23 protein-coding genes, 1 tRNA gene and 1 pseudogene are annotated in these 26,220 nt (G+C 67.9%); 23 read left to right on the top strand and 2 right to left on the bottom strand.

Annotated features, from left to right (window positions below):
* Positions 1 to 3 precede the first annotated feature (3 nt).
* From sdhA to kdsB, 12 genes and pseudogenes are all read left to right on the top strand, one after another.
* The gene (gene sdhA / locus ACW11F_RS05125) at positions 4 to 1,791 is read left to right on the top strand and encodes a succinate dehydrogenase flavoprotein subunit (RefSeq protein ID WP_456995784.1); all 1,788 of its coding nucleotides are present in this window, start codon (positions 4 to 6) and stop codon (positions 1,789 to 1,791) included.
* Between the two features lie 59 nt (positions 1,792 to 1,850).
* Positions 1,851 to 2,633 (top strand): succinate dehydrogenase iron-sulfur subunit, encoded by a 783-nt coding sequence (locus tag ACW11F_RS05120; RefSeq protein WP_456995783.1) that lies wholly within the window; start codon positions 1,851 to 1,853, stop codon positions 2,631 to 2,633.
* A gap of 40 nt (positions 2,634 to 2,673) precedes the next feature.
* Positions 2,674 to 2,931 (top strand): FAD assembly factor SdhE, encoded by a 258-nt coding sequence (locus ACW11F_RS05115; RefSeq protein WP_456995782.1) that lies wholly within the window; start codon positions 2,674 to 2,676, stop codon positions 2,929 to 2,931.
* Positions 2,882 to 3,328, top strand: coding sequence for a hypothetical protein (locus ACW11F_RS05110; protein WP_456995781.1), 447 nt, complete (start codon positions 2,882 to 2,884; stop codon positions 3,326 to 3,328). The genes ACW11F_RS05115 and ACW11F_RS05110 overlap by 50 nt, the downstream gene beginning before the upstream one ends.
* A gap of 24 nt (positions 3,329 to 3,352) precedes the next feature.
* Positions 3,353 to 4,597, top strand: coding sequence for a lipoprotein-releasing ABC transporter permease subunit (locus ACW11F_RS05105; RefSeq protein WP_456995780.1), 1,245 nt, complete (start codon positions 3,353 to 3,355; stop codon positions 4,595 to 4,597).
* A gap of 36 nt (positions 4,598 to 4,633) precedes the next feature.
* Positions 4,634 to 5,335 carry a lipoprotein-releasing ABC transporter ATP-binding protein LolD gene (gene lolD / locus ACW11F_RS05100; RefSeq protein WP_456995779.1) on the top strand — a complete coding sequence of 234 codons (702 nt, stop codon included), beginning with the start codon at positions 4,634 to 4,636 and terminating at the stop codon, positions 5,333 to 5,335.
* Between the two features lie 2 nt (positions 5,336 to 5,337).
* Positions 5,338 to 7,852, top strand: a pseudogene (locus ACW11F_RS05095) (DNA internalization-related competence protein ComEC/Rec2).
* On the top strand, positions 7,752 to 8,327 hold the full coding sequence (locus ACW11F_RS05090; protein WP_456995778.1) for a MotA/TolQ/ExbB proton channel family protein: 576 nt from the start codon (positions 7,752 to 7,754) through the stop codon (positions 8,325 to 8,327). Before ACW11F_RS05095 ends, ACW11F_RS05090 begins: the two are co-directional and overlap by 101 nt.
* A 1-nt stretch (position 8,328) precedes the next feature.
* On the top strand, positions 8,329 to 8,769 hold the full coding sequence (locus ACW11F_RS05085) for an ExbD/TolR family protein (protein WP_456995777.1): 441 nt from the start codon (positions 8,329 to 8,331) through the stop codon (positions 8,767 to 8,769).
* The gene (gene msbA / locus ACW11F_RS05080; RefSeq protein WP_456995776.1) at positions 8,766 to 10,508 is read left to right on the top strand and encodes a lipid A export permease/ATP-binding protein MsbA; all 1,743 of its coding nucleotides are present in this window, start codon (positions 8,766 to 8,768) and stop codon (positions 10,506 to 10,508) included. The genes ACW11F_RS05085 and msbA overlap by 4 nt, the downstream gene beginning before the upstream one ends.
* The gene (gene lpxK, locus ACW11F_RS05075) at positions 10,505 to 11,521 is read left to right on the top strand and encodes a tetraacyldisaccharide 4'-kinase (protein ID WP_456995775.1); all 1,017 of its coding nucleotides are present in this window, start codon (positions 10,505 to 10,507) and stop codon (positions 11,519 to 11,521) included. The genes msbA and lpxK overlap by 4 nt, the downstream gene beginning before the upstream one ends.
* Positions 11,514 to 12,272, top strand: coding sequence for a 3-deoxy-manno-octulosonate cytidylyltransferase (gene kdsB / locus ACW11F_RS05070; RefSeq protein WP_456995773.1), 759 nt, complete (start codon positions 11,514 to 11,516; stop codon positions 12,270 to 12,272). The genes lpxK and kdsB overlap by 8 nt, the downstream gene beginning before the upstream one ends.
* Before the next feature lie 129 nt (positions 12,273 to 12,401).
* Here the strand turns inward: kdsB and rpsT are convergent, their stop codons facing one another.
* Positions 12,402 to 12,674, bottom strand: a complete 273-nt coding sequence (gene rpsT, locus ACW11F_RS05065; protein WP_456995772.1) for a 30S ribosomal protein S20 — start codon at positions 12,672 to 12,674, stop codon at positions 12,402 to 12,404.
* A 99-nt stretch (positions 12,675 to 12,773) separates the two neighbouring features.
* Between rpsT and murJ the strand changes: the two genes are divergently transcribed.
* From murJ to radA, 7 genes are all read left to right on the top strand, one after another.
* Positions 12,774 to 14,435, top strand: a complete 1,662-nt coding sequence (gene murJ, locus ACW11F_RS05060) for a murein biosynthesis integral membrane protein MurJ (protein ID WP_456995771.1) — start codon at positions 12,774 to 12,776, stop codon at positions 14,433 to 14,435.
* Positions 14,436 to 14,475: 40 nt separating this feature from the next.
* Positions 14,476 to 15,450 (top strand): bifunctional riboflavin kinase/FAD synthetase, encoded by a 975-nt coding sequence (locus ACW11F_RS05055; protein ID WP_456995770.1) that lies wholly within the window; start codon positions 14,476 to 14,478, stop codon positions 15,448 to 15,450.
* On the top strand, positions 15,447 to 18,284 hold the full coding sequence (gene ileS, locus ACW11F_RS05050; RefSeq protein ID WP_456995769.1) for an isoleucine--tRNA ligase: 2,838 nt from the start codon (positions 15,447 to 15,449) through the stop codon (positions 18,282 to 18,284). The genes ACW11F_RS05055 and ileS overlap by 4 nt, the downstream gene beginning before the upstream one ends.
* The gene (lspA, locus tag ACW11F_RS05045) at positions 18,284 to 18,790 is read left to right on the top strand and encodes a signal peptidase II (protein WP_456995768.1); all 507 of its coding nucleotides are present in this window, start codon (positions 18,284 to 18,286) and stop codon (positions 18,788 to 18,790) included. The genes ileS and lspA overlap by 1 nt, the downstream gene beginning before the upstream one ends.
* Positions 18,791 to 18,801: 11 nt before the next feature.
* On the top strand, positions 18,802 to 19,755 hold the full coding sequence (ispH, locus tag ACW11F_RS05040) for a 4-hydroxy-3-methylbut-2-enyl diphosphate reductase (protein ID WP_456995767.1): 954 nt from the start codon (positions 18,802 to 18,804) through the stop codon (positions 19,753 to 19,755).
* A gap of 36 nt (positions 19,756 to 19,791) precedes the next feature.
* A tRNA-Thr gene (locus ACW11F_RS05035) sits at positions 19,792 to 19,867 on the top strand.
* Positions 19,868 to 20,028: 161 nt separating this feature from the next.
* Positions 20,029 to 21,414 (top strand): DNA repair protein RadA, encoded by a 1,386-nt coding sequence (radA, locus tag ACW11F_RS05030; protein WP_456995766.1) that lies wholly within the window; start codon positions 20,029 to 20,031, stop codon positions 21,412 to 21,414.
* A 6-nt stretch (positions 21,415 to 21,420) separates the two neighbouring features.
* Here the strand turns inward: radA and ACW11F_RS05025 are convergent, their stop codons facing one another.
* Positions 21,421 to 22,212, bottom strand: a complete 792-nt coding sequence (locus tag ACW11F_RS05025; RefSeq protein WP_456995765.1) for a cytochrome C assembly family protein — start codon at positions 22,210 to 22,212, stop codon at positions 21,421 to 21,423.
* Positions 22,213 to 22,325: 113 nt separating this feature from the next.
* Between ACW11F_RS05025 and ffh the strand changes: the two genes are divergently transcribed.
* The 4 genes from ffh (at position 22,326) to rpsP (ending at position 26,206) form a co-directional block, all read left to right on the top strand.
* On the top strand, positions 22,326 to 23,696 hold the full coding sequence (gene ffh / locus ACW11F_RS05020) for a signal recognition particle protein (protein ID WP_456995764.1): 1,371 nt from the start codon (positions 22,326 to 22,328) through the stop codon (positions 23,694 to 23,696).
* Between the two features lie 39 nt (positions 23,697 to 23,735).
* Positions 23,736 to 24,839 (top strand): YjgN family protein, encoded by a 1,104-nt coding sequence (locus tag ACW11F_RS05015; protein WP_456995763.1) that lies wholly within the window; start codon positions 23,736 to 23,738, stop codon positions 24,837 to 24,839.
* Positions 24,805 to 25,860, top strand: coding sequence for a M48 family metallopeptidase (locus ACW11F_RS05010; RefSeq protein WP_456995762.1), 1,056 nt, complete (start codon positions 24,805 to 24,807; stop codon positions 25,858 to 25,860). Before ACW11F_RS05015 ends, ACW11F_RS05010 begins: the two co-directional genes overlap by 35 nt.
* An 88-nt stretch (positions 25,861 to 25,948) precedes the next feature.
* Entirely contained in the window at positions 25,949 to 26,206 is a 258-nt protein-coding gene (gene rpsP, locus ACW11F_RS05005) for a 30S ribosomal protein S16 (RefSeq protein WP_456995761.1), read from the top strand.
* Positions 26,207 to 26,220 lie beyond the last annotated feature (14 nt).

The raw sequence follows: 26,220 nt of genomic DNA, 5'->3' as shown, positions 1-26,220 counted from the left end.
GACATGACCGCATACAAGATCATCGAACATCAATACGACATGGTCGTGGTCGGCGCCGGTGGCGCCGGGCTGCGCGCCACCTTCGGCCTGGCCCACAAGGGCCTGCGCACCGCCTGCATCAGCAAGGTGTTCCCGACCCGCTCGCACACCGTGGCGGCGCAGGGCGGCATTTCCGCCGCGCTCGCCAACATGGGCGAGGACGACTGGCGCTTCCACTTCTACGACACCATCAAGGGCTCGGACTGGCTGGGCGACCAGGACGCGATCGAGTACATGTGCCGCGAGGCGATTCCCGCGGTGATCGAGCTCGAGCACCAGGGCGTGCCGTTCTCGCGCACCGAGGACGGCAAGATCTACCAGCGCCCGTTCGGCGGCATGACCACGCATTACGGCAAGGGCATCGCGCAGCGCACCTGCGCCGCCGCCGACCGCACCGGCCACGCCATGCTGCACACCCTGTACCAGCAATCGCTGGCGCATGATGCCGAGTTCTTCATCGAGTATTTCGCACTCGACCTGATCATGGATGCCGAGGGCGTGTGCCGCGGCGTGCTGGCGCTGGACATGGCCGAGGGCACGCTGCACCTGTTCCGTGCGCACGGCACGGTGCTGGCCACCGGCGGCTATGGCCGCGCCTACTTCTCCGCCACCTCGGCGCATACCTGCACCGGCGATGGCGGCGGCATGGCGCTGCGCGCCGGGCTGGCGCTGCAGGACATGGAGTTCGTGCAGTTCCACCCGACCGGCATCTACGGTGCCGGCTGCCTGATCACCGAGGGCGTGCGTGGCGAAGGCGGCATCCTGCGCAACAGCGAGGGCGAGCGCTTCATGGAGCGCTACGCGCCCAACGCCAAGGATCTTGCCAGCCGCGACGTGGTCAGCCGCTCGATGACCATCGAGATCCGCGAAGGCCGTGGCGTCGGCCCGCTCAAGGACCACATCCACCTCGACCTGACCCACCTCGATCCGAAGGACATCCACGAGAAGCTGCCGGGCATCGCCGAGAGCGCGCGCATCTTCGCCGGCGTGGATGTGGAGAAGCAGCCGATCCCGGTGCTGCCGACCGTGCACTACAACATGGGCGGCATCCCCACCAACTACCGCGGCGAGGTGGTGCAGCTCAAGGACGGCAATCCGGACTACGTGGTGCCGGGGCTGTATGCCATCGGCGAGGCGGCCTGCGTTTCGGTGCACGGCGCCAACCGTCTTGGCTCCAACTCGCTGCTCGATCTGGTGGTGTTCGGCCGCGCGGTGGCCAACCGCGCCGCCGAAGTGGTCAAGCCCGGCAGCCTGCATCCGGCCTTGCCGGCCGATGCCACCGAGCGTTCGCTGGCCAACCTCGATCGCCTGCGCAATGCCAACGGCTCGCTGCCGACCGCGCGCATCCGCGACAACATGCAGCGCACCATGCAGGCCGATGCGGCGGTGTTCCGCACCGGTGAAACGCTGGCCGAGGGCGTGCAGAAGATCCGCGAAATCCATGCCTCGTTCGAGGACGTCGCGGTGTCCGACCGCTCGCTGGTGTGGAACTCGGACCTGATCGAGACGCTGGAACTGCAGAACCTGCTGGGCCAGGCGCTGGTGACCATCACCTCGGCGGAAAACCGCACCGAGTCGCGCGGCGCGCATGCGCGCGAGGACTTCCCCGAGCGCGACGATGCCAACTGGCAGAAGCACACCGTGTGCTGGCTGGACGAGGCGGGCGCGACCCGCATCGACTACCGCCCGGTGCACATGTACACGCTGACCGATGACGTGCAGGTGGTGCCGCCGGTGGCACGCGTTTACTGACGGACGGGCACCGGCCCCCAAGCCGGCGACGATCGTTCCCCAACCTCGGATTAATCGACATGGCCCAATTCAGTCTCCCCGCCAATTCAGTGGTCCAGAAGGGCAAGCACTTCCCCGCGCCCAGCGGCGCCACCGCGGTGCGTACCTTCAAGGTCTACCGCTGGAGCCCGGATGACGATGCCAACCCGCGCACCGATACCTACGAGATCGATACCGCCGATTGCGGGCCGATGGTGCTCGACGCCCTGCTCAAGATCAAGAACGAGGTCGATCCCACGCTGACCCTGCGTCGCTCCTGCCGCGAGGGCATCTGCGGCTCGTGTGCGATGAACATCAACGGCAGCAACACGCTGGCCTGCACCAAGGCGATCGAGGATTGCGGTTCGGGCGAAATCCCGGTGTATCCGCTGCCGCACATGCCGGTGATCAAGGATCTGGTGCCCGACCTGACCCACTTCTACGCCCAGTACGCGTCGATCCGGCCATGGCTGCGCACGCAGAGCCCGCAGCCCACGCGCGAGCGGCTGCAGTCGAAGGAAGACCGCGAGAAGCTCGACGGCCTGTACGAATGCATCCTCTGCGCCTGCTGCTCGACCAGCTGCCCGAGCTACTGGTGGAACGGTGACCGCTACCTTGGCCCGGCGATCCTGCTGCAGGCCTATCGCTGGATCGTCGACAGCCGCGACGAGGACACCGGTGCGCGCCTGGACGATCTGGAAGATCCGTTCAAGCTGTACCGCTGTCACACCATCATGAACTGCACCCGCACCTGCCCCAAGGGCCTGAACCCGGCCAAGGCGATCAGCGAGATCAAGCAGCTCATGCTGGCGCGCACGATGTGAGGTCGCGCGTGCCGGCACGGCCGCAGCAGGTTGCGGGCTGATGACTGCAGCGGGTGACTCCGCGGAATTGCGCCGCATCCGCTGGCGTTGCCGGCGCGGCATGCGCGAGCTCGACCAGTTGCTCGAGCGCTACCTCGCGCATGCCTGGGCGACCGATTCCGAGTCGCAGCGGGCGGTATTCCTACGGCTTCTGGATTGCGAAGACGACAAACTGTGGCGGTGGTTCATGGGTTACGAGGACTGCCCGGATGTCGAAATCGCATCGCTCATCGAGCGCATCCGCCAGCTGCCGCTGTGAGTGGCGGCCCTCGCGCTGGATCAGCGCCTGGTTGATCGGACTTGCGCTGGTCGCGCCGCTGGCGCTGCTGGCAAGCAACCTCCCGCGTGCACTCGCCTGGCCGATGGCGCTGCTTGTCGCCGCGCTGGGTGTCCACCGTGCACGCCAATCATGGCGCCGACCGCCGGTACGATTGCAGCTGCGCGCGGACGGCCCTTTGACAGTGGATGGCGTGGAGCATGCCCGCTGGCGGCTGCGCTGGCGTGGCCCGCTCGCCTTCGTCAGCTGGCACGACGGCAGGCGCCACCAGGCGCTGGCGCTGTGGCCGGACGTGCTGCCACCGGCGTTGCGGCGTGAACTGCGTCTGGCCACCCCGCGCGAGGGCGGTATCCGGCTCGCGGCGGGGATGGCAACATAGCCGCTGTTTCGCGCGATGCCCGCCATGTTCAAACCGCTTCCCGTCGCCATCGGTCTGCGCTACCTGCGCGCCAAGCGCCGCAATGGCTTCATCTCCTTCATCTCGCTGGCCTCGGTGCTGGGCATCGCCCTGGGCGTGGCGGTGCTGATCACCACGCTGGCGGTGATGGGTGGCTTCCAGCGCGAAATCCGCGACCGCATGCTGCAGATGGTGTCGCACGCGACGATCAGCGCGGACGGTGCCGAGATGCACAACTGGCGCGAGGCGCTGGCATTGGCCAAGGCCGACCGGCGCGTCGCCGGTGCCGCGCCGTACGTCGACACCCAGGGCCTGATCCAGGGCCCGCGCGAGCAGCCGGCGATGATCCGCGGCATCGACCCGGCCCAGGAGAAGGATGTCTCGGTGATCGCCGGCAAAGTGGTGCGCGGCGAACTCGATTCGCTTGCCCCGGGTGGCTTCAACATCGTGCTCGGACGCGAACTGGCCGCCTGGCTTGACGTCGGCATGGGCGACAGCGTGGTGGTGATGACCTCCAAGATCAGCGCCACCCCGGTCGGTGCGGTGCCGCAAACCAAGCGTTTCACCGTGTCCGGCATCTTCGAGGCCGGCTACAACGAATACGACAAGGGCCTGGCGCTGGTGAACCTCAACGACCTGCAGCGCGTGTTGCGCATGGGCGATGCGGTGACCGGGGTGCGTCTGAAGATGCAGGACATGGATCAGGCCGGCGCGGTCGCCGCGGACCTCGCCATCCGCCTGCGCGGGCCGTACCGGGTCAGCGACTGGATGTACGAGAACGCGAACATGTTCCGCGCGCTGAAGATGGAAAAGACCATGATCGGCATCCTGCTCTCGCTGATCATCGCGATGGGCGCATTCAATCTGGTGTCCTCGCAGGTGATGCTGGTCACCGACAAGCAGGCCGACATCGCCATCCAGCGCACGCTGGGCATGTCACCGGCACAGGTGATGCGCATCTTCATGGTGCAGGGTTCGCTGATCGGCATCATCGGCACCGTGGCCGGGGTGATCGGCGGCATCGTGCTGACCCTCAACCTGGAGCGCATCCTCGGCCTGATCGAGCGCGTGTTCAATGTGCAGTTGCTGCCCGAGGACGTGTATTACATCACCGGCCTGCCGACCGAATTGCGTGCCGACAACGTGATCCTGATTGCGAGCGTGGCGCTGGTGATGGCCTTTCTCGCCACCCTGTATCCGGCCTGGCGTGCGGCACGCACCGCACCGGCGGAGGCGTTGCGCTATGAATGAGCGGACGCGACTGGCCGCGTGCAGCCACGAGGGAGGATGCCGATGAGCAACGAGGTGATCCGCGCCGAGCGACTGGCCAAGACCTATGCCGAGGGCAAGCTGCGCACGCCGGTATTCGATGAGCTCGACCTTGTCGTGGCCGAGGGCGAAACCGTGGCCATCATCGGTGCCTCCGGCGCCGGCAAGAGCACCCTGCTGCATCTGCTGGGCGGGCTGGACACGCCGACCCGTGGCGAGGTGCATGTCGCCGGTCAGCGCATGAGCACGCTGTCCGATGCCGCGCGTGGCCGCCTGCGCAACAGCGCGCTGGGCTTCGTCTACCAGTTCCACCACCTGCTGCCCGAATTCACCGCGCTGGAAAACGTGATGCTGCCGGTGATGCTGGCCGGCATCGACACCGCTGAGGCCAGCGCGCGCGCGAGTGCGTTGCTGGAGCAGGTCGGCCTTGGCCATCGTCTGCAGCACAAGCCGGGCGAATTGTCCGGGGGCGAACGCCAGCGCGCAGCGGTGGCGCGCGCACTGGTCAACCGCCCGGCCTGCGTGCTCGGCGACGAGCCGACCGGCAACCTCGATGACAAGACCGCGGCTTCGGTATTCGAGCTGATGCTGGCGTTGAATCGCGAACACGGTACCAGCCTGGTGCTGGTGACCCACGATCGCGGCCTTGCGCGGCGTCTGGACCGGGTGCTGGAGCTGCACCAGGGCCGTTTGCAGGAAATCCCCATCGACGAGGTGTAGGCATGCGCATCGCGGCACGGACGCCGCCGGTTTCACCCGCGACCGCCGCTGCGCTGCTGGTGGGGATGCTGCTGGCGAGTCGCCTGCCGACGCTGCCACCGGCCTGGCTGATCCTGCTGTTGCTGGCCGGCGCATCGTGGCTGTTCTGCCGCGCCCGTCGCCTCGCGCGCATTGCCGCGGCCGCGGTGTTCGGTTTCGCGCTGCTCTCGGCACAGGGTGCGTGGCGCCTGTCGACCTGGTTGCCGCAGGCGCTGGAACAACAGGAATTCGTGGTCACCGGGCGGATCGAGGCCTTGCCATTGCACGAGCCCCGGCGCAGCCGCTTCGACCTGCGCGTGGAGCATGATCCGCAGCTGCCCCAAGCCCTGCGCGGCCGTCTGCTGCGGGTGTCCTGGTACCCGCCGTATGGGCAGGATGAGGCGAGTGCGCCGGTATCGCGCTGGCAGGTGCAGGCTGGCGAGCGTTGGCGCCTCACCCTGCGCCTGCGCGCACCGCATGGCCTGCGCAATCCCGGCGGCTTCGATGCCGAGCGGCAGATGTTGATCGATGGCGTCAGTGCCAATGGCATCGTGTGCATGCCGGATCGTGCGCAGCGCCTGTCGCCACCGCGTGGCATCGAGGCCTGGCGCGAGCGCATGTCGGCGCGCATCCTCGCCGACACTGACTCCCCGGCGGCGCGCTTCGTTGCCGCGCTGGCGCTGGGCGATACCCGTGGCCTGCAGCAGGAGGACTGGCACATCCTGCGTGCCACCGGGCTGACCCATCTGATCGCGATTTCCGGCTTCCACGTCGGCATGGTCGGCATCGGCGCGGCATGGCTGGCGTGGCTGCTTTATCTGCTGGTGCCGGCCTTGGGCCGACGCCTGCCACGGCGTTCGGCGATGGCGCTTGCGGCGTTGGCCGGCTCCTTCCTCTATCTGCTCGCGACCGGCGCTTCGCTGCCGACGGTGCGCACCGTGCTGATGATCGGCTTCGTTGCCGGTGCGGCACTGCTGCGTCGGCACGGCAGCGTCGCGCAGACCGTGGCCGCCGCACTGATCGCGATCCTGCTGCTGGACCCGCTTGCGGTGCTGCGGCCAGGATTCTGGCTCAGCTTCGGCGGCGTGGTGTGGCTGGCCTGGTGCCTGCAGTCCACCCGCGCCGGGCAGGTGCGTCAGTTCGTGCTGGCACAACTGGTGGTCAGTCTCGGTTTGCTGCCGTTGACGGTGGCCCTGTTCGGACAGGCTTCAGCGGTGGCACCGTTTGCCAACCTGATCGCGGTGCCGTGGTGGAGCCTGCTGGTGGTGCCGCTGGCGATCCTCGGCACCATTGCCGAGTGCCTGCAACCGGGGTGGGGCGCGCCGCTGTGGACCCTTGCCGGACGTGTGTTCGAGCCGGGCTGGCCCTGGTTCACGCGCGCCGCCGAGGCACCGCTGGCGCTGTGGTACCTGCCCGAGCCAGCCTGGTTCGCGGTGCCGCTGGCGTTGCTGGCGGCGCTCGCCTGGTTGCTGCCGCGGCCGCTGCCCGGCCGTGTGCTGGCCGGCAGTCTGTGGTTGCCCCTGCTGTGGCCGCATGCACCGCCGCCGGCCACGGGCGAGGTGGAATTGGTGCAACTGGATGTCGGCCAGGGCTCGGCCTATCTGCTGCGCACGCGCCACCATGCGCTGCTGTTCGATGCCGGACCGGCAGTGGAGCAGGGCTACGATGCCGGCGAGCGGGTGGTGTTGCCGGCGATGCATGCCCTGGGCCTGCGTCGCCTGTCGCGGGTCGTGGTCAGCCATGCCGACAATGACCATGCCGGCGGGCTGGCCGCGGTCGTGCGCGCATTCCCCGAGGTGCCCGTACTGGCACCCGATGGCGCGCAGGTACCCGCCGCTACGCCCTGCGTGGCCGGGGACGAGTGGGAATGGGACGGCGTGCGTTTCCGCTTCCTGCATCCGAGCGCGCATTTTCCCTATCTGAAGAACCTCGCCAGTTGCGTGCTGCGGGTGGAAGGGCGCCACGGCGCGCTGCTGCTGACCGGCGACATCGACGAACTGATCGAAGCCCGTCTGTTGCGCCTGGATGCCGATGCGCTGCGCGCGGATGTGGTCAGCGTGCCCCATCACGGCAGTGCATCGTCCTCGAGCGCGGCTTTCGTCGCGGCCACTTCCGCGCAACTGGCGCTGGTGTCGGCCGGCCACGGCAACCGCTTCGGCCATCCACGCGCGGAGGTGCTGACGCGCTGGCAGGAAGCCGGGGCCGCGACCGCGATCAGCCATCAGCATGGCGCGCTGCGCGTGCGCCTCGGCGCGGAAGGCATCCGGGTGCAGTCGGAGCGCAGCCGGCGGGCGCGATTCTGGGATATCCGCCGGCGGCCTCAGTTATCCTATCGGCCACTTCGCACACCCCCGCAAGAGACCCGATGATCGAACTGGTGAAGGCCGGCGGCTGGCCGATGATTCCGCTCCTGCTGCTGTCCTTCGTGGCGCTGGGCATCATCGTCGAACGTTTCTGGAGCCTGCGTCGTACGGTGGTGCTGCCGCCGACGCTGGGTGAAGAGGTGCGCAACTGGGCCAGGCGCGGCAATCTCGAGCAGCAGCACATCGACTCGCTGCGCGAAACTTCGCCGCTGGGTGCACTGCTGGCGGCAGGCCTTGATGCACGCCACAAGAGCCGCGAAGGCATGCGCGAGCGCATCGAGGACACCGGGCGCCACCTGGTGCATCGCATGGAGAAGTACCTCAGCGCACTCGGCACCATCGCCGCGGCGGGTCCGCTGCTCGGTCTGCTCGGCACCGTGATCGGCATGATCCAGATGTTCCTCGGCATCCTCGATCATGGCATCGGCGACGTGAACCAGCTTGCCGGTGGCATCGGCAAGGCGCTGGTATGCACCGCCACGGGCATGATCGTGGCGATCCCGGCACTCATGTTCCATCGCTATTTCCGCACCCGCATCGCCGGATACATCGTCGAGATGGAACACGAGGCGATGCAGTTGTCGGACGTGCTGGAAGCACGCAGGGACTGACATGCGCATCCGCGACCATCGCGCCGACGACGAACCGGACATCAACCTGATTCCGTTGATCGACGTCATCCTGGTGTTGATCATCTTCTTCGTCATCACCACCACCTTCGACTCGCGCGCGGTGCTGCGCCTGCAACTGCCGCGTGCCGAAGGCGAGGCCGCGACCGCCCCGGCGCAGGTGCTGTCGGTGCTGGTGAACGCGGATGGCCGCTACTTCGTTGCCGAGCACGAAGTGCTGCGCACCGATGTCGAATCGCTCAAGCGCAGCATTGCCGAGGTTGCCGGCGAGGATCGCAGCCGTCCGGTGCTGTTGCGCGCCGATGCGCGCACGCCGCACCAGGCGGTGGTGACTGCCTACGAAGCACTTGGCCAGCTGGGCTTTCGCCAGATCATGATCGCCACCGCACCGGCGCCGCAGGGCGCGGCGGAAGCGGGGCAATGAGCGCGCCGGCCACGCCCGGCCAGACCTATCGCCGCCTGCTCGGCTACGCCCGGCCCTATCGCGGCCTGATGGCGGCCGCGGCGCTGGCGATGCTGCTGGAAGCGGCGGTCAGCGCGGCGATCGTCAAGCTGCAGCAGCCGATCATCGACGACCTGCTGGTGGCGCGTGATTTCAAATGGTGGCTGCCGGCGGCAATGGTGCTGTTCCTGTTGCTGCGTGGCCTGTTCGGCCTGGCCGGCGATTACACCATGGCGCGCAGCGGGCGCAACGTGGCGCGCGACCTGCGTCTGCAGCTGATGTCCAAGTACCTGCGCATGCCCGGCGGGCATTTCGACCTGGAACCGGTGCCCTCGATGCTGACCCGGCTCGGCAGCGATACCGACCAGGTGGCGCAGGCGGCGGTGGATGCGCTCAAGGTGATGGTCGGCAATGCGCTGCAGGTGCTGGCGCTGCTGGCGGTGATGGTGTGGACCAGTTGGCGGGTATCGCTGGTGTTGCTGGTGCTGGCGCCGCTGATGGCGTGGACGATGGGCCGCATCGGACGGCGCTATCGTCGCCTCAACCACGAGATCCAGCAGTCCTCGGCGCAGATGCTGCAGACCGCCGACCAGGCGCTGCATGCGCAGCAGGAGGTGAAGACCTACGGCGCGCATGCCACCGAGATGGAGCGCTATGGCGTGCAGACGCGGCGCAACGTGCGTCTGGCAATGAAGGTGGAAGTCACCCGCGGCACGCTGTCGCTGTTCGTGCAGTTCCTCGGTGCCGTCGCGCTGGCCTCGATGCTGGTGGTGGCCGGGTTCGAGGCCGCCGCCGGGCGCATGTCCGCGGGCGGTTTCAGCGTGCTGCTGACCTCGATGGTCGCGCTGGTGCCGGCGATGCGCCAGCTGACCAATGTGCAGAGCATGCTCAACCGCGGCATCACCTCGGCCGAGCGCGTGTTCGCGGTGCTGGATGGCCCGGACGAGATCGACCAGGGCGAGCGCCGGGTCGAGCGCGCGCATGGCCTGTTGGAATTCCGCGCGGTCAGTGCGCGTTATCGCGATCAGGCCGATCCTGCATTGCACGAGGTCAGCTTCATCGCCCGTCCCGGCACCGTCACCGCCATCGTCGGCCGCTCCGGCAGCGGCAAATCGACCTTGGTCAAGTTGATTCCGCGCTTCTACGAACCCGAATCCGGACAGATTCTGCTCGACGGGCATCCATTGCCCGAGTATCGGCTCGATGACCTGCGCCGGCAGATCGCGATGGTCAGCCAGCAGGTGATGCTGCTGGATGGCAGCATCGCCGAGAACGTGGCCTATGGCGAAATGCAGCAGGCCGACGCTACCGAGGTCGAGGCCGCGATCCGCGCCGCCAATGCGATGGAGTTCGTCGAGCGCCTGCCGCAGGGCATCGAAAGCCAGGTCGGCGAGCGCGGCGGGCGGCTCTCGGGAGGCCAGCGGCAGCGCCTCGCCATCGCCCGGGCGATGCTCAAGGATGCGCCGATCCTGATCCTCGACGAGGCCACCGCGGCGCTGGACAACGAATCCGAACGCCTGGTGCAGGCCGCGCTGGATCGCCTGATGCCCGATCGCACCACGCTGGTGATCGCGCATCGGCTGTCCACCATCGAGCACGCCGATCAGGTGCTGGTGCTGGATCAGGGGCGGCTGGTGGAGCAGGGCAGCCACGCCGAGCTGATCGCGCGTGATGGCCTGTATGCGCACCTGCACCGCATGCAGTTCCGCGAGGCGACGTGAGCGCGCCGCGTCCGACGCCGCCCTGGTGGTACGGCACGCAGCCGCCGCCATGGCATGCCCGCGTGCTGGCGAAGCTGTATGGCGCGGCGGTGCGCCTGCGTCGCGGCCTGTACCGGCGCGGTTGGCTGCGCACGCAGCGGGTGGCGGCGCCGGTGCTGGTGGTGGGCAATTTCACCGCCGGCGGCAGTGGCAAGACGCCGCTGGTGATCGCCATCGTCAAGCGCCTGCAGCAGGCCGGCTGGTCGCCGGGTGTCGCCAGCCGCGGCTATGGTCGTGAGGAAGCCGGTACCGCGCGTTGGGTCGAGCCGGGCGATGACCCGCGGCTGGCCGGCGACGAGGCGGTGCTGATCGCGCGCCGCAGCGCGGTGCCGGTGCGCGTGGATGCCGACCGCGTGGCCGCCGCGCGCACGCTGGTCGAAGCCGGCTGCGACGTGGTGGTTTGTGACGACGGCCTGCAGCACCTGCGCCTGCAGCATGACATCGGCATCGAGGTGGTGGATGCCGGGCGTGGCTATGGCAACGGGCGGCTGTTGCCCGCAGGGCCGCTGCGCGAGTTGCCGCAGTCCGCGCCCAGGCCCGCGTTTCGCGTGGTCAACCATGGCGTGGTCGGGGAGTTTCCCGAGGCCGGGGTTGGCGAATGGCCGATGCGCCAGGCGTTCGGCCATCCGTTCCCGCTGCACGGTGTGCGGCCACGGCCGTTCGCCGAGTTCGCCGGGCGCCGCGTGCACGCGGTTGCCGGCATCGGCCACCCCGAACGGTTCTTCGACCTGCTGCGCGCGCAGGGCCTGGGTGTGGTGCCGCATGCCTTCGCCGATCACCATCTGTATCGTCCGCAAGACTTTGAATTCGGCAGTGACCTGCCGGTGTTCATGACCGAGAAGGATGCGGTCAAATGCGCCGCCTTCGCCCCCGCCGACAGCTGGTGCGTGGCGATCGAGGCGCGCTTGCCCGAAGCGTTCTGGCTGGCGCTGGAAGCGCGCCTGGCCGCACTCAAGGAGCCGCGCGATGGTTGATTTCGTGGTCGCCATACCTGCCCGCCATGCCGCCACCCGCCTGCCGGGAAAGCCGTTGCAGCTGCTTGCGGGGCGTCCGCTGGTCTGGCACGTGGCACAGCGCGCGCTGGCGGCCGGTGCACGTGAAGTCTGGCTGGCGGCGGATGACGAGCGCATCGTCGAAGCAGTGGCAGGTACTCCGGTGCGGGTGGCGATGACCTCGTCGGCACACGCCTCGGGCACCGATCGCCTCGCCGAATGTGCCGACATCGCCGGTTGGGACGCGGCCACGCTGGTGGTCAATCTGCAGGGCGACGAGCCGTTCGCCCCTGCTGCCGGCATCCGTGCGGTGGCCGAATTGCTGGCGCGCAGCGATTGCGAGATGGCGACGCTGGCAACGCCGATCAATCGCCGCGACACCGTGTTCGACCCGAACGCGGTCAAGGTGGTGGCCGATGCGCAGGAGCGCGCGCTGTACTTCAGCCGCGCGCCGATTCCCTGGCAGCGTGGCGGTTTCGACCACGGGCACGGCGAACTTGAGAGCGGGTCGTGGTTGCGTCATATCGGCATCTATGCCTACCGAGCCGGGTTTCTGCGCCGCTTCACCGCGCTGCCGCCGGGGCGTCTGGAGCAGATCGAATCGCTGGAGCAGCTGCGCGTGCTCGAAGCCGGGCATCGCATCGCGGTCGGCATCAGCCCCGAGCCGTTCCCGCCCGGGGTGGACACGCCGGAGGACCTTGCGCGTGCCGAACGACTGCTGCGCTCATCCTGAGCCTCTGGCAGGCGCCGCCGGGTGCGGCGCGGTCGTATCCGGCAACCGCGGATCGCGGCCACGAAAAAGCCCCGCACCGGGCGGGGCATTGATCGCTGCATCAGCGCCGCGCGTGGCGGCGGGCAGGCTTCAGGCAGCCGCCTTGAGCGCCTTGATGCGGGCGTTGAGGCGGCTCTTGTGGCGAGCGGCCTTGTTCTTGTGGATCAGGCCACGCGCGGCAAAGCGATCGAGCAGCGGCTGGGCAGCAGCGAACGCGCTGGCGGCGCCTTCGGCATCATTGGCGTGCAGCGCCTTCAGCACCTTCTTGACCGAGGTGCGCAGCATGGAACGCTGGCTGTTGTTGCGCGCATTGCGCACAATGGTCTGCTTGGCGCGCTTCTTGGCGGACTTGATGTTGGCCACGGTGGAACCTTCGAGGAAACTGGAAAGAATGGGGTCGCGGAAAGCGAGACAGACAAGTATGGCATCGCCGAGAATTGCAGTCAACCCTGCGGGGGGGCGATGAAGCCGTCCGAAGAGTCTCCGGCCGCGGCGGAAAAGCGCGCGGTGGATGCGGCGCGCGCCGAAGTGGCCGCGTCGATGCCCGAGGTGCCCGCACGTGGTGAGCGTGGTGAGGGCGGCATGCTGCGCTCGACCGCGGTGTTCACCGCGATGACCTTCCTCTCGCGCATCGCCGGCTATCTGCGCGACTGGTTGCAGGCCAGCCTGTTCGGCGCCGGGCCGGCGGTCAGCGCCTTCGTCGTCGCCTACCGCATCCCCAACTACCTGCGACGGATCTTCGCCGAGGGTTCGTTTTCCTCCGCCTTCGTCCCGGTGCTGAGCGAGCTGCGCGAGCAGGGCGACCACGAAGCGGTGCAGGACTTCATCAACCATGTGGCCGGCGCGTTGCTCGCCGCGGTGGTGGTGATCAGCGCGCTGGGCGTGCTCGGTGCGCCATGGATCGCACGGCTGTTCCTGCTGTTCGCGCCTGCCGATGCACTGACGGTGCCGCTGGCGGCGGAAATGCTGCGGGTGACCTTCCCCTACCTGGTGTTCATTTCGATGACCGCGCTGGCCGGGGCCACGCTCAACAGCTTCCGTCATTTCGGCCTGCCGGCGTTTGCGCCGATCATGCACAACCTGGCGTTGATCGCCTGCATGCTGCTGCTCGCACGGCATCTGGTGGTGCCGGAGAAATCCCTCGCCTGGGGCGTGCTCGCCGCCGGCATCGCGCAGATGCTGCTGCTGTGGCCGGCGCTTGGCCGGCTCGGCATCCGTCCGCGGTTCCGCTTCAACCTGCGCCATGAAGGCGTGCGTCGGGTGTTCAAGCTGATGCTGCCGACGATCTTCTCCTCCTCGGTGGCCCAGGTGAACGTGCTGGTCGGCACCATGTTCGCCTCGCTGCTGGTGCCTGCGGCGCAGTCCTGGCTGTATTACTCCGACCGGCTCACCGAGCTGCCGCTGGGCCTGTTCGGCGTCGCCATCGGCACCGTGATCCTGCCCCAGCTCTCGCGCCTGCACGCACGCGAGGACGTCGCCGGCTATTCGCAATCGCTCGACTGGGGCCTGCGCATGGTGCTGCTGCTCGGTCTGCCGGCGGCACTCGGGCTCGCCATGCTGGCCGAGCCGTTGACCGTTTCCCTGTTCCGTTATGGCCGCTTCAGCGGCGAGGACAGCCGCATGGTGGGTTATGCCCTGTCGGCGATGTGCCTCGGCGTACCCGCCTTCATGCTGAGCAAGGTGCTGCTCTCGGCGTTCTATTCGCGCAAGGACACGCGCACGCCGATGCGTGCGGCGGTATGGACGGTGGTCTGCAACGTCGTGCTGATCGTTGCCCTGGTCACGCCGATGTGGCGGCTGGGCCTGGACTACGCGCACGCCGGCATCGCCGCGGCCACCGCGATCGCCGGCATCTTCAACGCCGTGCTGCTGTGGCGCTGGCTGCGCCGCGACGGCATCTACCAGCCGCAGCCGGGCTGGGCGCGCTGGCTGTTGCGGCTGCTGCTTGGCCTGATCGCGATGGCCGTGGTGCTGTGGTGGATGCGCGGCTGGGTCGGCGACTTTGGCGCGATGCGCGCTCTGCAACGCTGGGCATGGTTGCTGGCGCTGGTGGGTGCGGGTGCCGCGACCTACGGTGCTTGCCTGCTCGCCAGCGGCGTGCGCCCGCGCGACCTGCGGCGCTGAGCGCGATGCACGCCATCGGCCCCGGTATACTGCGCGGTTCATGAATTTCCTGTTCCGCGATGCTTCCGGCGGGCCGTTGTGCCCTCAAGGCAGCGTGGTCTGCATCGGTGCATTCGATGGCCTGCACCCGGGTCATCAGGCGCTGCTGCGCCACGCCGCGACGCGTGCGCATGTGCATGGCCTGCCGGCGGTGGCGGTGGCGTTCGAGCCACTGCCGCGCGAATACTTTGCCGAACTCAATCGCGTCGAACCGCCACCACGGCTGATGTTGCCGCGCGACAAGGTGCTCGGCCTGCGTGCAGCCGGCATGCATGGCGTCGGCCTGCTGCGCTTCAACGAAGCGATGAGCGCGCTGTCGGCGGATGGCTTCATCGAGCAGTTGCTGGTGCGCCGGCTGGCCGCACGTGAAGTCTGGGTCGGCCCCGATTTCCGCTTCGGCCATGGCCGCCAGGGTGATCTGGCCCTGCTTGCCGAACGTGGTGCGCGGCACGGCTTCAGCGCACAGGCGATCGAGCCGCTGCGCATCGCCGGCGAGCGGGTATCGAGTTCGGCCATCCGCGCCGCGCTCAGGGCCGGGGATTTCGAGCAGGCGCGCGGCCTGCTTGGCCGCGAGTACCGCATCGGCGGACGCGTGGTGCGCGGCCGCCAACTGGGCCGAACGCTGGGCTTCCCCACCGCCAACCTGCGCTTCCCCAGACGCCCGCCGTTGAGCGGTATCTTTGCCAGCCGCGTGCACGGTCTCGGCGACACCCCGTGGCCGGCGGTGTCGAGCTTCGGCACGCGGCCCACGGTCGATGGCGAGGAGCCCCTGCTCGAGGCACACCTGTTCGACTTCGAGGGCGATCTGTACGGTCGGCATATCGAGGTCGAATTCGTCGCCAAGCTGCGCGACGAGGAAAAGTTCGCCAGTCTGGATGCCCTGACCGCGCAGATGCGGCAGGATGCGCAGGCCGCACGCCAATTGCTTTCCACCCACGTGCCGGCGGCCCGCCGCGCCCGAGAACTGCCCCGATGAGCGATACCGAAAGCCACCGCTACAAGTCCACCCTGTTGCTGCCGGCGACCGACTTCCCGATGCGCGGCGAGCTGCCCAAACGCGAGCCGGCCATGCTGGCGCGCTGGGAGCAGGACGGGCTGTACGCGCGCATCCGCCGTCAGGCCGAGGGCCGCCCGCGCTTCATGCTGCACGACGGCCCGCCGTATGCGAACGGCCAGATCCACCTGGGCCATGCGGTCAACAAGGTGCTGAAGGATGTGATCGTGCGCAGCAAGACGCTGTCGGGTTTCGATGCGCCCTACATCCCCGGCTGGGACTGCCACGGCCTGCCGATCGAGATCGTGATCGAGAAGAAACACGGCAAGGTCGGGCACAAGCTCGATGCCGCCGCGTTCCGCCAGAAGTGCCGCGAGTACGCGTTGTCGCAGGTCGAACTGCAGGCCGCCGACTTCAAGCGCCTGGGCGTGCTCGGCGACTGGGACAACCGCTATGCCAGCGCCGACTTCAGCTACGAGGCCGACGAGTTGCGTGCATTGGCCAAGGTGATCGACAACGGCCACCTGGCGCGTGGCGTCAAGCCGGTGCACTGGTGCTTCGATTGCGGCTCGGCGCTGGCCGAGGCCGAGATTGAATATGCCGACAAGACCTCGCCGGCGATCGACGTGGCCTATCCGGCGCGTGAGGATGCCGACATCGCGCGGCGCTTCGGTATCGAGTTGCCGCAGGGCGTCGAGATCGCGCTGCCGATCTGGACCACCACGCCGTGGACCCTGCCGGCCTCGCTGGCGGTGTCGATCGGTCCGGACATCGACTACGTGCTGGTGGAAGGCCCGGCCCATGCCGGCCGTCGCCGCTGGCTGCTGCTGGCCGCCGCACTGGCCGAATCGGCCTTGCAGCGTTATGGCGTGGAAGCGATGACCGTGCATGCGCAGGGCAAGGGCGAGTTGCTGGATGGCGCGGTGTTCGGCCATCCGTTCTATGCCGAACGCGACATCCCGGTGCTGATGGGCGGGCATGTCAGCGACGAGGAGGGCACCGGCGCCGTGCATACCGCGCCCGGCCACGGCCAGGACGACTTCGTGGTGGCGCAGGGCACCGGCCTGCTGGATGCCTACGCGCTGGGCCAGTTGAACCCGGTCGATGGCCGCGGCGTGTACCTGCCTTCGACGCCGCCGATCGGCGAGGCGGCGCTGGCCGGCACGCATATCTGGAAGGCCAACGACGTGATCGTCGAGGGCTTGCGCGCCAGCGGCGCCTTGCTGGCGCACCACGACATCCGCCACAGCTATCCGCATTGCTGGCGGCACAAGACCCCGATCGCGTTCCGCGCCACGCCGCAATGGTTCATCTCGATGGACAAGGCGCACCTGCGCCGCGACGCGCTGGCGGCGATCCCCGGCGTGCGCTGGTACCCGGAGTGGGGCCAGGCGCGCATCAGCGGCATGGTCGAGGGCCGCCCGGACTGGACCATCTCGCGCCAGCGCACCTGGGGCGTGCCGATCGCGCTGTTCGTGCACAAGGAAAGCGGCGAGCCGCACCCGCGCACGGTCGAGCTGCTGGAGCAGGTCGCGCAGAAGGTGGAGCAGGGCGGCGTCGATGCCTGGTATGCGCTGGATGCGGCCGAGCTGCTGGGTGAGGAGGCCGCCGACTACGACAAGGTGCAGGACATCCTTGATGTCTGGTTCGATTCCGGTGTCACCCACCAGTGCGTGCTCAAGGCGCGCGGCTACACGCTGCCGGCCGATCTGTACATCGAAGGCTCGGACCAGCATCGCGGCTGGTTCCAGTCCTCGCTGCTCAGCGCCGTGGCGATCGACAAGGCCGCGCCGTACCGGCAATGCCTGACCCACGGTTTCGTGGTCGATGCCCAGGGCCGCAAGTTTTCCAAGTCGCTCGGCAACGGCATCGAGCCGCAGGAAATCATCAAGCAGTATGGCGCCGACATCCTGCGCCTGTGGGTGGCTTCGGCCGACTATTCGCAGGAGATGTCGCTGTCGCAGGAAATCCTCAAGCGCACCGCCGATGGCTATCGCCGCATCCGCAATACCGCGCGCTTCCTGCTCGGCAACCTGCACGGCTTCGACCCGGCCCGTGACCTGCGCCCGCTCGAGGACATGGTCGCGCTGGATCGATGGATCGTGCACCGCGCCGCGACCGTGCAGCAGCAGATCATCGCCGCCTACGAGGAATACGACTTTGCCGAGGTGGTCAAGCTGCTGGCGAACTTCAGCAGCGTCGATCTGGGTTCGCTGTACCTGGACGTGACCAAGGACCGGCTGTACACCATGCGCGCTGATTCGCGCGGGCGCCTGAGCGCGCAATCGGCGATGTACCGTATCGCCGAAGCCTTCGTGCGCTGGATCGCGCCGATTCTGGCGTTCACCGCCGACGAGGTCTGGGCTCATCTGCCGGGCGAGCGCGAGGACAACGTGCTGCTGGCCACTTGGTACGAGGGACTGGCCACGCTGCCGGCCGATACCGAGCTCGACGCCGCCCGCTTCGAGCGCCTGTTGCAGCTGCGCGAATCGGTGCAGGCGGTGCTGGAGCCGATGCGTGCCCGTGGCGAGATCGGTGCCGCGCTGGAAGCCGAGGTGGAATTGCGCGTCGCCGCGGACGAGGCCGCCTGGCTGGCGCCGCTGCAGGAGGAACTGCGTTTCCTGTTCATCAGTGGCGATGTCCGTGTGCTCACCGACGCCAACCAAGGCATCACCGCGGTCGCCACCGCCAAACCCAAATGCGTGCGCTGCTGGCACCATCGCGCCGATGTCGGCCGCCATGCCGAACATCCGCAGCTGTGTGGCCGCTGCGTTGGCAACATTGAAGGGCAGGGCGAAGACCGGAGGTGGTTCTGATGGCCGCGGCCAAGCCCAATGCCTTGCCCTGGCTCGGCCTGTCGGCCGTGGTGATCCTGCTCGACCAGTGGAGCAAGGCCTGGGTGTTGCGTGCCTTGCCTGAATACACCGATATCGTGGTGGTGCCGGGTTTCTGGAACTGGTACCGCACCTACAATACCGGCGCCGCGTTCAGCTTCCTCGCCGATGGCGGCGGCTGGCAGACATGGCTGTTCGGCGTGCTCGCCTTCGGCATCAGCGGACTGCTCGCCTGGTGGCTGTATCGCACCCCGCGTGGCGACTGGAAGACCGCCGTGCCTTATGCGCTGATCATCGGTGGCGCGCTGGGCAACGTGATCGACCGCATCCAGCACGGGCACGTGATCGACTTCATCAAGTGGTACATCGGCGACTACGTGTGGCCGGCGTTCAACCTGGCCGATGCCGCGATCGTCGGCGGTGCCATCGGCCTGGTGCTGTTCGGCGTGATCGGTGGCCGCAAACAGGGTTCAGACCGGGAGCAGTAAGCTAGGACACCATGGAAATCCTGCTCGCCAATCCGCGTGGCTTCTGCGCCGGTGTCGACCGCGCGATCGAGATCGTCAAACGCGCGATCGAAACCCTCGGCGCGCCGATCTATGTGCGCCATGAAGTGGTGCACAACAAGTTCGTGGTCGATGACCTCAAGCAGCGCGGCGCCGTGTTCGTCGAAGAACTGGACGAAGTGCCCGATGGCGCCACCGTGATCTTTTCCGCGCACGGCGTGTCGCAGGCGGTGCGTCGCGAAGCCGAACGCCGCGGGCTCAAGGTGTTCGATGCGACCTGTCCGTTGGTGACCAAGGTGCATCTGGAAGTGGCGCGGCACTGCCGCCATGGCCGCGACATGGTGCTGATCGGCCATGCCGGGCACCCCGAGGTCGAGGGCACCATGGGGCAGTGGAGCCGCGAAGGCGCCGCAGGCAGCATCCATCTTGTGGAAAACATCGAGGATGCACGGCGCCTGCAGGTGGCGCAGCCGGACAACCTCGCCTACACCACGCAGACCACGCTGTCGGTGGACGATACCCGCGAGATCATCACCGCGTTGCGCGAGCGTTTCCCCATGATCCAGGGGCCGAAGAACGACGACATCTGCTATGCCACGCAGAACCGGCAGGACGCGGTGCGCGAGCTGTCGGACAAATGCGACCTGATCCTGGTGGTCGGCTCGCCGAACAGTTCCAATTCCAACCGCTTGCGCGAGCTGGCCGAGCGCGAGGGCGTGGAAGCCTATCTGATCGATGGTGCGCACCAGATCGACCCGGCCTGGCTCGACGGCAGGCATCAGGTCGGCGTCACCGCAGGCGCATCGGCGCCGGACATCCTGGTGCAGGGCGTGCTGGCGCGCCTGGCCGAACTCGGCGCCGCCAGCGGCTGGCGCGAACTCGACGGCGAGCCGGAGAACATGACCTTCGCCCTGCCCAAGGAACTGCGCTTGCGCTTGGTCGATTGAGCCCGCCACCGCCGGCACCGTATAATCGCCAACCACGCCGGAATAGCTCAGCTGGTAGAGCGGCGCATTCGTAATGCGTAGGTCGGGGGTTCGAATCCCTTTTCCGGCACCAGGTTCAGTCCGGTGCATGGCAGCGGCACGATTTCATTGTTTGGCCCGCCTTGTGCGGGCCTCTTTTTTGGCAAGGCTCGGGTGTCGCCTGCCAGCGGTCTCGGCAGCTGCGACGGGCTGCGGCTAGAGTGGGACTCCTCCCGCCCGTTGTCCGAACCGTCGATGGCCAAAGCCAGCAAAGCCCGCACCGCCCATGTCTGCAGCGAGTGCGGGGCCGATTATCCGAAGTGGCAGGGCCAGTGCACGGCCTGCGGCGCCTGGGACACGCTGGCGGAAATCGTGCTGGAGAGCGCGGCCGCGAACAAGTCGCCGGCCAGCCGCCGCGCCGGCTGGGCGGGCAAGGTCGATGCGCCGAAGATCACCGCGCTGAAGGATGTCGCCGGCAGCGAGGCGGTGCGGGTTTCGACCGGGATCGGCGAGTTCGACCGGGTGCTGGGCGGCGGGCTGGTGGAGGGCGCGGTGGTGCTGATCGGTGGCGATCCTGGCATCGGCAAGTCCACCTTGCTGACCCAGGCACTGGCGTCGATGGCCGGCACGCTGCCGGGACTGTATGTCACCGGCGAGGAATCGCTGGGCCAGGTCGCCGGGCGTGCCTCGCGCCTCGGGCTGCCGCTGGATGGCCTGCAGGCGCTGGCCGAAACCTGCGTCGAGCGGATCCTCGAACAGGCCGTCGCCGCACGGCCGCGCTTCATCATCGCCGACTCCATCCAGACCCTGTGGACCGAAACCCTGACCGCGGCGCCCGGCTCGGTCAGCCAGGTGCGCGAGTCCGCCGCGCGACTGGTGCGCTATGCCAAGGAAACCGGCACCGCGGTGTTCCTGGTCGGCCACGTGACCAAGGAGGGTGGCATCGCTGGCCCGCGGGTACTTGAGCACATGGTCGATGCGGTGCTGTATTTCGAGGGCGATTCGGGCAGCCGCTTCCGCGTGCTGCGCGCATTCAAGAACCGCTTCGGCGCGGTCAACGAGCTGGGCGTGTTCGCGATGGGCGATCGCGGCCTGCGCGAGGTGCCGAACCCTTCGGCGATCTTCCTCTCCGGTGGCAGCGCCGAGCAGCCCGGCAGTTGCGTGATGGTGACCCGCGAAGGCACGCGCCCGCTGCTGGTGGAAGTGCAGGCGCTGGTCGATGCCTCGTCGCTGTCCAACCCGCGGCGGGTGGCGGTGGGTCTGGAAGGCAACCGTTTGGCGATGCTGCTGGCGGTGCTGCATCGGCATGGCGGGGTGATGGTCGGCGATCAGGACGTGTTCGTGAACGTGGTCGGTGGCATCCGCGTGCAGGAAACCGCGGCCGACCTGCCGGTGCTGCTGGCGGTGCTGTCCTCGCTGCGCGACCAGCCGTTGCCGGAAAAGACCATCGCCTTCGGCGAAGTCGGCCTGTCTGGCGAAATCCGCCCGGTGCCCAATGGTGAGGAGCGGCTCAAGGAAGCGGCCACGCATGGTTTCAAGTGCGCGATCGTGTCCAGGGCCAACGCGCCGAAGTCCGGCAACATCAAGGGCATGCAGGTGATCGGCGTGTCACGCCTGGCCGAGGCGTTGGAGCAGGTGTGAGCGCGCTCAGCGCCGCTTGAGCAAGACGTCGTAAACGAACTGGCTGCCGAAGAAGGCCAGCACCAGCAGGCCCATCGCCAGCAAGGTCAGGCGCACCGCCTGATTGCCGCGCCAGCCGTGTCGCCAGCGGCCGTACAGCAGCACGCCGAACACCAGCCAGGACAGGATCGACAGCACGGTCTTGTGCGCCAGGTGCTGGGCGAACAGGTCATGCACGAACAACACCCCGGTGAGCAGGGCGGCACTGAGCAACACGAAGCCGACTGCAATCGTGCGGAACAGCAGGGTTTCCAGTTCGGTCAGCGGAGGCAGCAGGCGCAGGCCGCGATGGAAGCGGCGCAGGCGCAGGGCACGCTCCTGCAACCACAGCAGCAGAGCCAGCAAGGCGGCGATGGCGAGCACCGCATTGGCCAGCAGCGCGCACCAGGCATGCAGTTGCAACTGCCAGTCCATGCTCGCCGGTTGTGCCTGACCGGATACGCGATAGAGCAGTGCGAACGCGGCCGCCAACGGATAGACGATCACGCCCAGCGCGGCCATGCGCCCGAGCAGGCCGAGCAGGGTGGTCAGCGCGGCCATGCCCAGCGCGGAAAGCGAGAGCGCGGCGAAGAAGTGCATGTCCGGCCCGCCGGCCACGCGCCAGCCGGCGGCGTGGATCTCGCCGTGAAAGACCAGCGCAAGGATCGCCAGCGGCATCCAGCCGCGGTTGGCCATGTCCACCGGGCGGCGGTTGAGCGAAGCTCCCAGCACCAGCGCCGCGGCGATGTAAAGGAGCAGGGTGGAGGCGGCCAGGAGCATCCGCCAAGTGTCGCATGCGATCGCGCCCGGCAACAGCGCCTACGCGGCCAGCCCCGGTTGGCCGGCCCCGTCAACGCCTATAATCGAAGGTTGCATTCATCGCCTTCGTGACCATGTTCGAATCCCTGACCGAGCGCCTGTCCGGCACCATCAATCGCCTGCGTGGCCGCGGCCGCCTGAGCGAATCCAACATCTCCGAGGCGCTGCGTGAAGTGCGCATCGCATTGTTGGAAGCGGATGTCGCCTTGCCGGTGGTGCAGGCGCTGATCCAGCGCATCAAGGTGCGCGCACTGGGCCAGGAGGTGCTGAAGTCGCTGACGCCCGGCCAGCAGCTGATCAAGGTGGTGCGTGATGAGCTGACCAACGTGATGGGCGCGCAGGCCGCCGAACTCGACCTCAACGTGCCGGCACCGGCGGTGATCCTGATGGCCGGCCTGCAGGGTGCGGGCAAGACCACCACTGCCGGCAAGCTGGCCAAACACCTGAAGGACAAGCGCAAGAAGAAGGTGATGCTGGTTTCGGCCGACGTGTACCGTCCGGCCGCCATCGAGCAGCTGAAGACGCTGGCAGGCCAGACCGGTGCCGAATTCTTCCCCTCCGATGAATCGCAGAAGCCGGAAGCGATCGTTGCCGCCGCCATCGACGCCGCGCGCAAGGCCTTTGCCGACGTGCTGATCGTCGATACCGCCGGCCGCCTGGCGATCGACGAAGCGATGATGGCCGAGATCAAGGCGCTGCACGCGGCGACCAAGCCGGTGGAAACCCTGTTCGTGGTCGATGCCATGACCGGCCAGGACGCCGCCAACACCGCCAAGGCGTTCAGCGAGGCGCTGCCATTGACCGGCGTGGTGCTGACCAAGACCGACGGTGATGCCCGTGGCGGCGCGGCGTTGTCGGTGCGCTACATCACCGGCAAGCCGATCAAGTTCATCGGCGTGGGCGAGAAGCCCGATGGCCTCGACGTGTTCCACCCCGATCGCGTCGCCAGCCGCATCCTCGACATGGGTGACGTGCTGTCGCTGGTCGAACAGGTCGAAGCCGGGGTCGATCGCGACAAGGCGGCCAAGCTCGCGGAAAAGGTGGCCAAGGGCAAGAAGTTCGACCTCAACGACATGCGCGACCAGCTCGAGCAGATGCAGAACCTGGGTGGCATTTCCGGCCTGATGGACAAGCTGCCGGGCATGGGCCAGATCTCGGATGCGGTGAAGAACCAGGTGACCGGCCGGGAAGTGCCGCGCATGATCGCGATCATCAATTCGATGACCCCGCGCGAGCGCCGCAACCCGGCACTGCTCAACGGCTCGCGCCGCGCGCGCGTGGCGCGTGGCGCGGGCATGCAGCCGGCCGACGTCAATCGTCTGCTCAAGCAGTATCAGCAGATGGAAAAGATGATGGGCAAGCTCGGCCGTGGCGGCATGAAGGGGATGATGCGCGGCATGCGCGGGATGATGGGTGGCATGGGCGGCGGCATGCCGATGCGCTAAGGTGCCGGAGCGCCGGCCACCGGCGCATGGGGAATCCGCATGAATCACGAGAACACGTCGGCCATCGCCACGTTGCCGCCACCGCTGCCCGAGCGGCCACCTGCGTTGCCGATCAGCCGCCATCGGCCCGAGTTCAGCGGCACCGCGCGCGAGTATTTCGGCATCTGGATCGTCAACCTGATCCTCGGCATCCTCACCCTGGGCATCTGGTCGGCCTGGGGCACGGTGCGCACGCGGCGCTATTTCTATGCACATACCCGGCTTGCCGGCTCCGCCTTCGAATACATCGCCGAACCGCTGGCGATCCTCAAGGGGCGCCTGATCGCCTATGCGGTGGTGATCGTGCTGCTGCTGGCCTCGCATTTCGCGCTGCTGCTGTACGTCCCGCTGATCTTCGCCGTCGCGCTGGCGTTGCCGGCGCTGGTGGTATGGAGCCTGCGTTTTCGTGCCCGCAATTCGTTGTGGCGCGGGCTGGGTTTCCGCTTCGACCAGCAGGCGAGCGATGCCTATCTGCCGTTCCTGTTGTGGCAATTCCTGGTCAGCATGAGCATGGGTTTGCTGTATCCCTTCGCCCGCCTCAAGCAGCACGAGTTCGTGGTGCAGGGCCATCGCTACGGGCTGCGCCGCTTCGTCTTCAATGGTGATGCAGCGGCGTATTACCGCCCGTTCCTGGTGGTCATCGGCCTTGGCGTGCTCGGCATCGTGCTCGGCATCGTGTTGATGGTCGCGACAGTGGCGGCGATGGTCGCCAGCGGCGGCAGTGCAGAATCCGCGACCTGGCCGATTTTCCTGTTGATAGGCTTTATTTATGCCGGCATGTTCGTGCTCGGCAGTTATCTGCATGTGCGTTATGTCAACCTGATGTGGAACTCCAGCCGGATCGGCGGACACCGGTTCGAGTCGAACCTGCGCGCGCGCGACATGTTGTGGATCCATGCCAGCAACACGGTGCTGGTGATCCTGAGCCTGGGGCTTGCGCTGCCATGGGCGAAGATCCGCCTGGCGCGTTACCGCGCCGAGCACTTCACCCTGATCGCCGCCGGCGATCTGGACGATTTCGTGGCAGCCTCGGACATGCATGCCGGGGCCACCGGCGCGGAGCTGGTGGATGCACTCGACCCCGGATTCGACTTCGGCATCTGACTCGCTGCCGGCACTGTGGTCGGATGGCCGCAGCAGCCGCGTGCACCCGGTACGGCTGGCTTGCCGTGAAGGGCAGTTGCACGTCGATGCCGGTGCACAGGGGCGGCAGGCGTGGTCGCTGGCGCAGGTGCGCATCAGCCCGCGCCTGGCGCGCAGCGTGCGCAGTCTGGCGCTGCCCGATGGCGGCCGCATCGAAGTAGCCGACGCACCGTTGCTGGATCACTGGTTCCCGCGTCCGCCCAGCCGGGTCGAAGCGCTGGCCGACTGGCTCGAGCGCCGCCGCTACGCGATCGTCACCGCGGCGCTGCTGACCGTCGCGGTGGTGGTGGCCGCGGTCCAGCTCGGCGTGCCATGGGCAGCCCAGCGCGTGGCCGAGCGCATGCCCGAGGGCATCGAACGCAGCAGCAGCGATCAGGTGGTGAGGCTGCTTGCCCGCGCACTCAAGCCCTCGCGCCTGCCTGAACCACGCCAAGAGGCGCTGCAAACCGCGTTCCGCCAGCTGGTGGAAGGCGAACCGCGCGCGGCGCAGATGCGCCTGCATGTGGTCGATGCGCCCGTCATCGGGCCGAATGCCTTCGCGCTGCCCGACGGGCGCATCTACCTCACCGACCAGCTGGTGGAATTGGCGGCGAACGACGACGAAGTGCTGGCGGTGCTGGCGCACGAGGCCGGGCACCATGTGCATCGCCACGGCATGCGCAATGCGATCGAGAACTCGTCGGTATTCCTGCTGGCCGGCCTGCTGCTGGGCGATGTCTCGGGCTCGTCGCTGGCGGTGGCGTTGCCTGCGACCCTGCTCAGCCGGCGCTTTTCACGCGGTCACGAACGCGAGGCGGACGCCTACGCCTTCGACCTGTTGCGTCGCCGCGGCCGCTCGCCGGCGGATTTTGCCAACCTGATGGAGCGATTGACGCGCCAGGATGGCGACGATGACTCCGCTGACGACGTGATGCCGGGCTACCTGTCCACGCATCCGTCGACGGCGGCGCGCATCCGTGCCGCGCGCGAAGCCGGGCGCTGAGCAGGTGCTTCCGTCGCTGGCATGCAGTGCGTTATACTTCCCGGCTTACCTCGGCATTCCGCCGACTGGGCTTCACAGAGACAACACCATGGTCAAGATCCGCCTTACCCGCGGTGGCGCCAAGAAGCGCCCCTTCTACCACATCATCGTCACCGACAGCCGCAGCGCCCGTGATGGCCGCAACATCGAGCGCCTCGGGTACTTCAACCCGATCGCATCGGGCAACGAGAAGCGGATGGAACTCGACCTCGAGCGCACCCGTTACTGGCTGAGCCATGGCGCGCAGCTGAGCGACAAGGTCGCCATGCTGTACAAGGAAGCGAGCAAGGCCGCCGAGGCCGCCTGACGCCCGCTCCGCGT

This window comes from Luteimonas sp. e5, assembly GCF_054031035.1.
Note: the sequence above shows the minus strand (reverse complement) of the source record. Positions and strands in the feature narration are given on the sequence as shown.

Bases quoted from the DNA above. Each gene is read 5' to 3' on its own strand.
- sdhA (WP_456995784.1), top strand. From the start codon at position 4: ATGACCGCATACAAGATCATCGAACATCAATACGACATGGTCGTGGTC.
- ACW11F_RS05120 (WP_456995783.1), top strand. From the start codon at position 1,851: ATGGCCCAATTCAGTCTCCCCGCCAATTCAGTGGTCCAGAAGGGCAAG.
- ACW11F_RS05115 (WP_456995782.1), top strand. From the start codon at position 2,674: ATGACTGCAGCGGGTGACTCCGCGGAATTGCGCCGCATCCGCTGGCGT.
- ACW11F_RS05110 (WP_456995781.1), top strand. From the start codon at position 2,882: ATGTCGAAATCGCATCGCTCATCGAGCGCATCCGCCAGCTGCCGCTGT.
- ACW11F_RS05105 (WP_456995780.1), top strand. From the start codon at position 3,353: ATGTTCAAACCGCTTCCCGTCGCCATCGGTCTGCGCTACCTGCGCGCC.
- lolD (WP_456995779.1), top strand. From the start codon at position 4,634: ATGCCGATGAGCAACGAGGTGATCCGCGCCGAGCGACTGGCCAAGACC.
- ACW11F_RS05090 (WP_456995778.1), top strand. From the start codon at position 7,752: ATGATTCCGCTCCTGCTGCTGTCCTTCGTGGCGCTGGGCATCATCGTC.
- ACW11F_RS05085 (WP_456995777.1), top strand. From the start codon at position 8,329: ATGCGCATCCGCGACCATCGCGCCGACGACGAACCGGACATCAACCTG.
- msbA (WP_456995776.1), top strand. From the start codon at position 8,766: ATGAGCGCGCCGGCCACGCCCGGCCAGACCTATCGCCGCCTGCTCGGC.
- kdsB (WP_456995773.1), top strand. From the start codon at position 11,514: ATGGTTGATTTCGTGGTCGCCATACCTGCCCGCCATGCCGCCACCCGC.
- murJ (WP_456995771.1), top strand. From the start codon at position 12,774: ATGAAGCCGTCCGAAGAGTCTCCGGCCGCGGCGGAAAAGCGCGCGGTG.
- ACW11F_RS05055 (WP_456995770.1), top strand. From the start codon at position 14,476: ATGAATTTCCTGTTCCGCGATGCTTCCGGCGGGCCGTTGTGCCCTCAA.
- ileS (WP_456995769.1), top strand. From the start codon at position 15,447: ATGAGCGATACCGAAAGCCACCGCTACAAGTCCACCCTGTTGCTGCCG.
- lspA (WP_456995768.1), top strand. From the start codon at position 18,284: ATGGCCGCGGCCAAGCCCAATGCCTTGCCCTGGCTCGGCCTGTCGGCC.
- ispH (WP_456995767.1), top strand. From the start codon at position 18,802: ATGGAAATCCTGCTCGCCAATCCGCGTGGCTTCTGCGCCGGTGTCGAC.
- radA (WP_456995766.1), top strand. From the start codon at position 20,029: ATGGCCAAAGCCAGCAAAGCCCGCACCGCCCATGTCTGCAGCGAGTGC.
- ACW11F_RS05025 (WP_456995765.1), bottom strand. From the start codon at position 22,212: ATGCTCCTGGCCGCCTCCACCCTGCTCCTTTACATCGCCGCGGCGCTG.
- ffh (WP_456995764.1), top strand. From the start codon at position 22,326: ATGTTCGAATCCCTGACCGAGCGCCTGTCCGGCACCATCAATCGCCTG.
- ACW11F_RS05015 (WP_456995763.1), top strand. From the start codon at position 23,736: ATGAATCACGAGAACACGTCGGCCATCGCCACGTTGCCGCCACCGCTG.
- ACW11F_RS05010 (WP_456995762.1), top strand. From the start codon at position 24,805: ATGCACTCGACCCCGGATTCGACTTCGGCATCTGACTCGCTGCCGGCA.
- rpsP (WP_456995761.1), top strand. From the start codon at position 25,949: ATGGTCAAGATCCGCCTTACCCGCGGTGGCGCCAAGAAGCGCCCCTTC.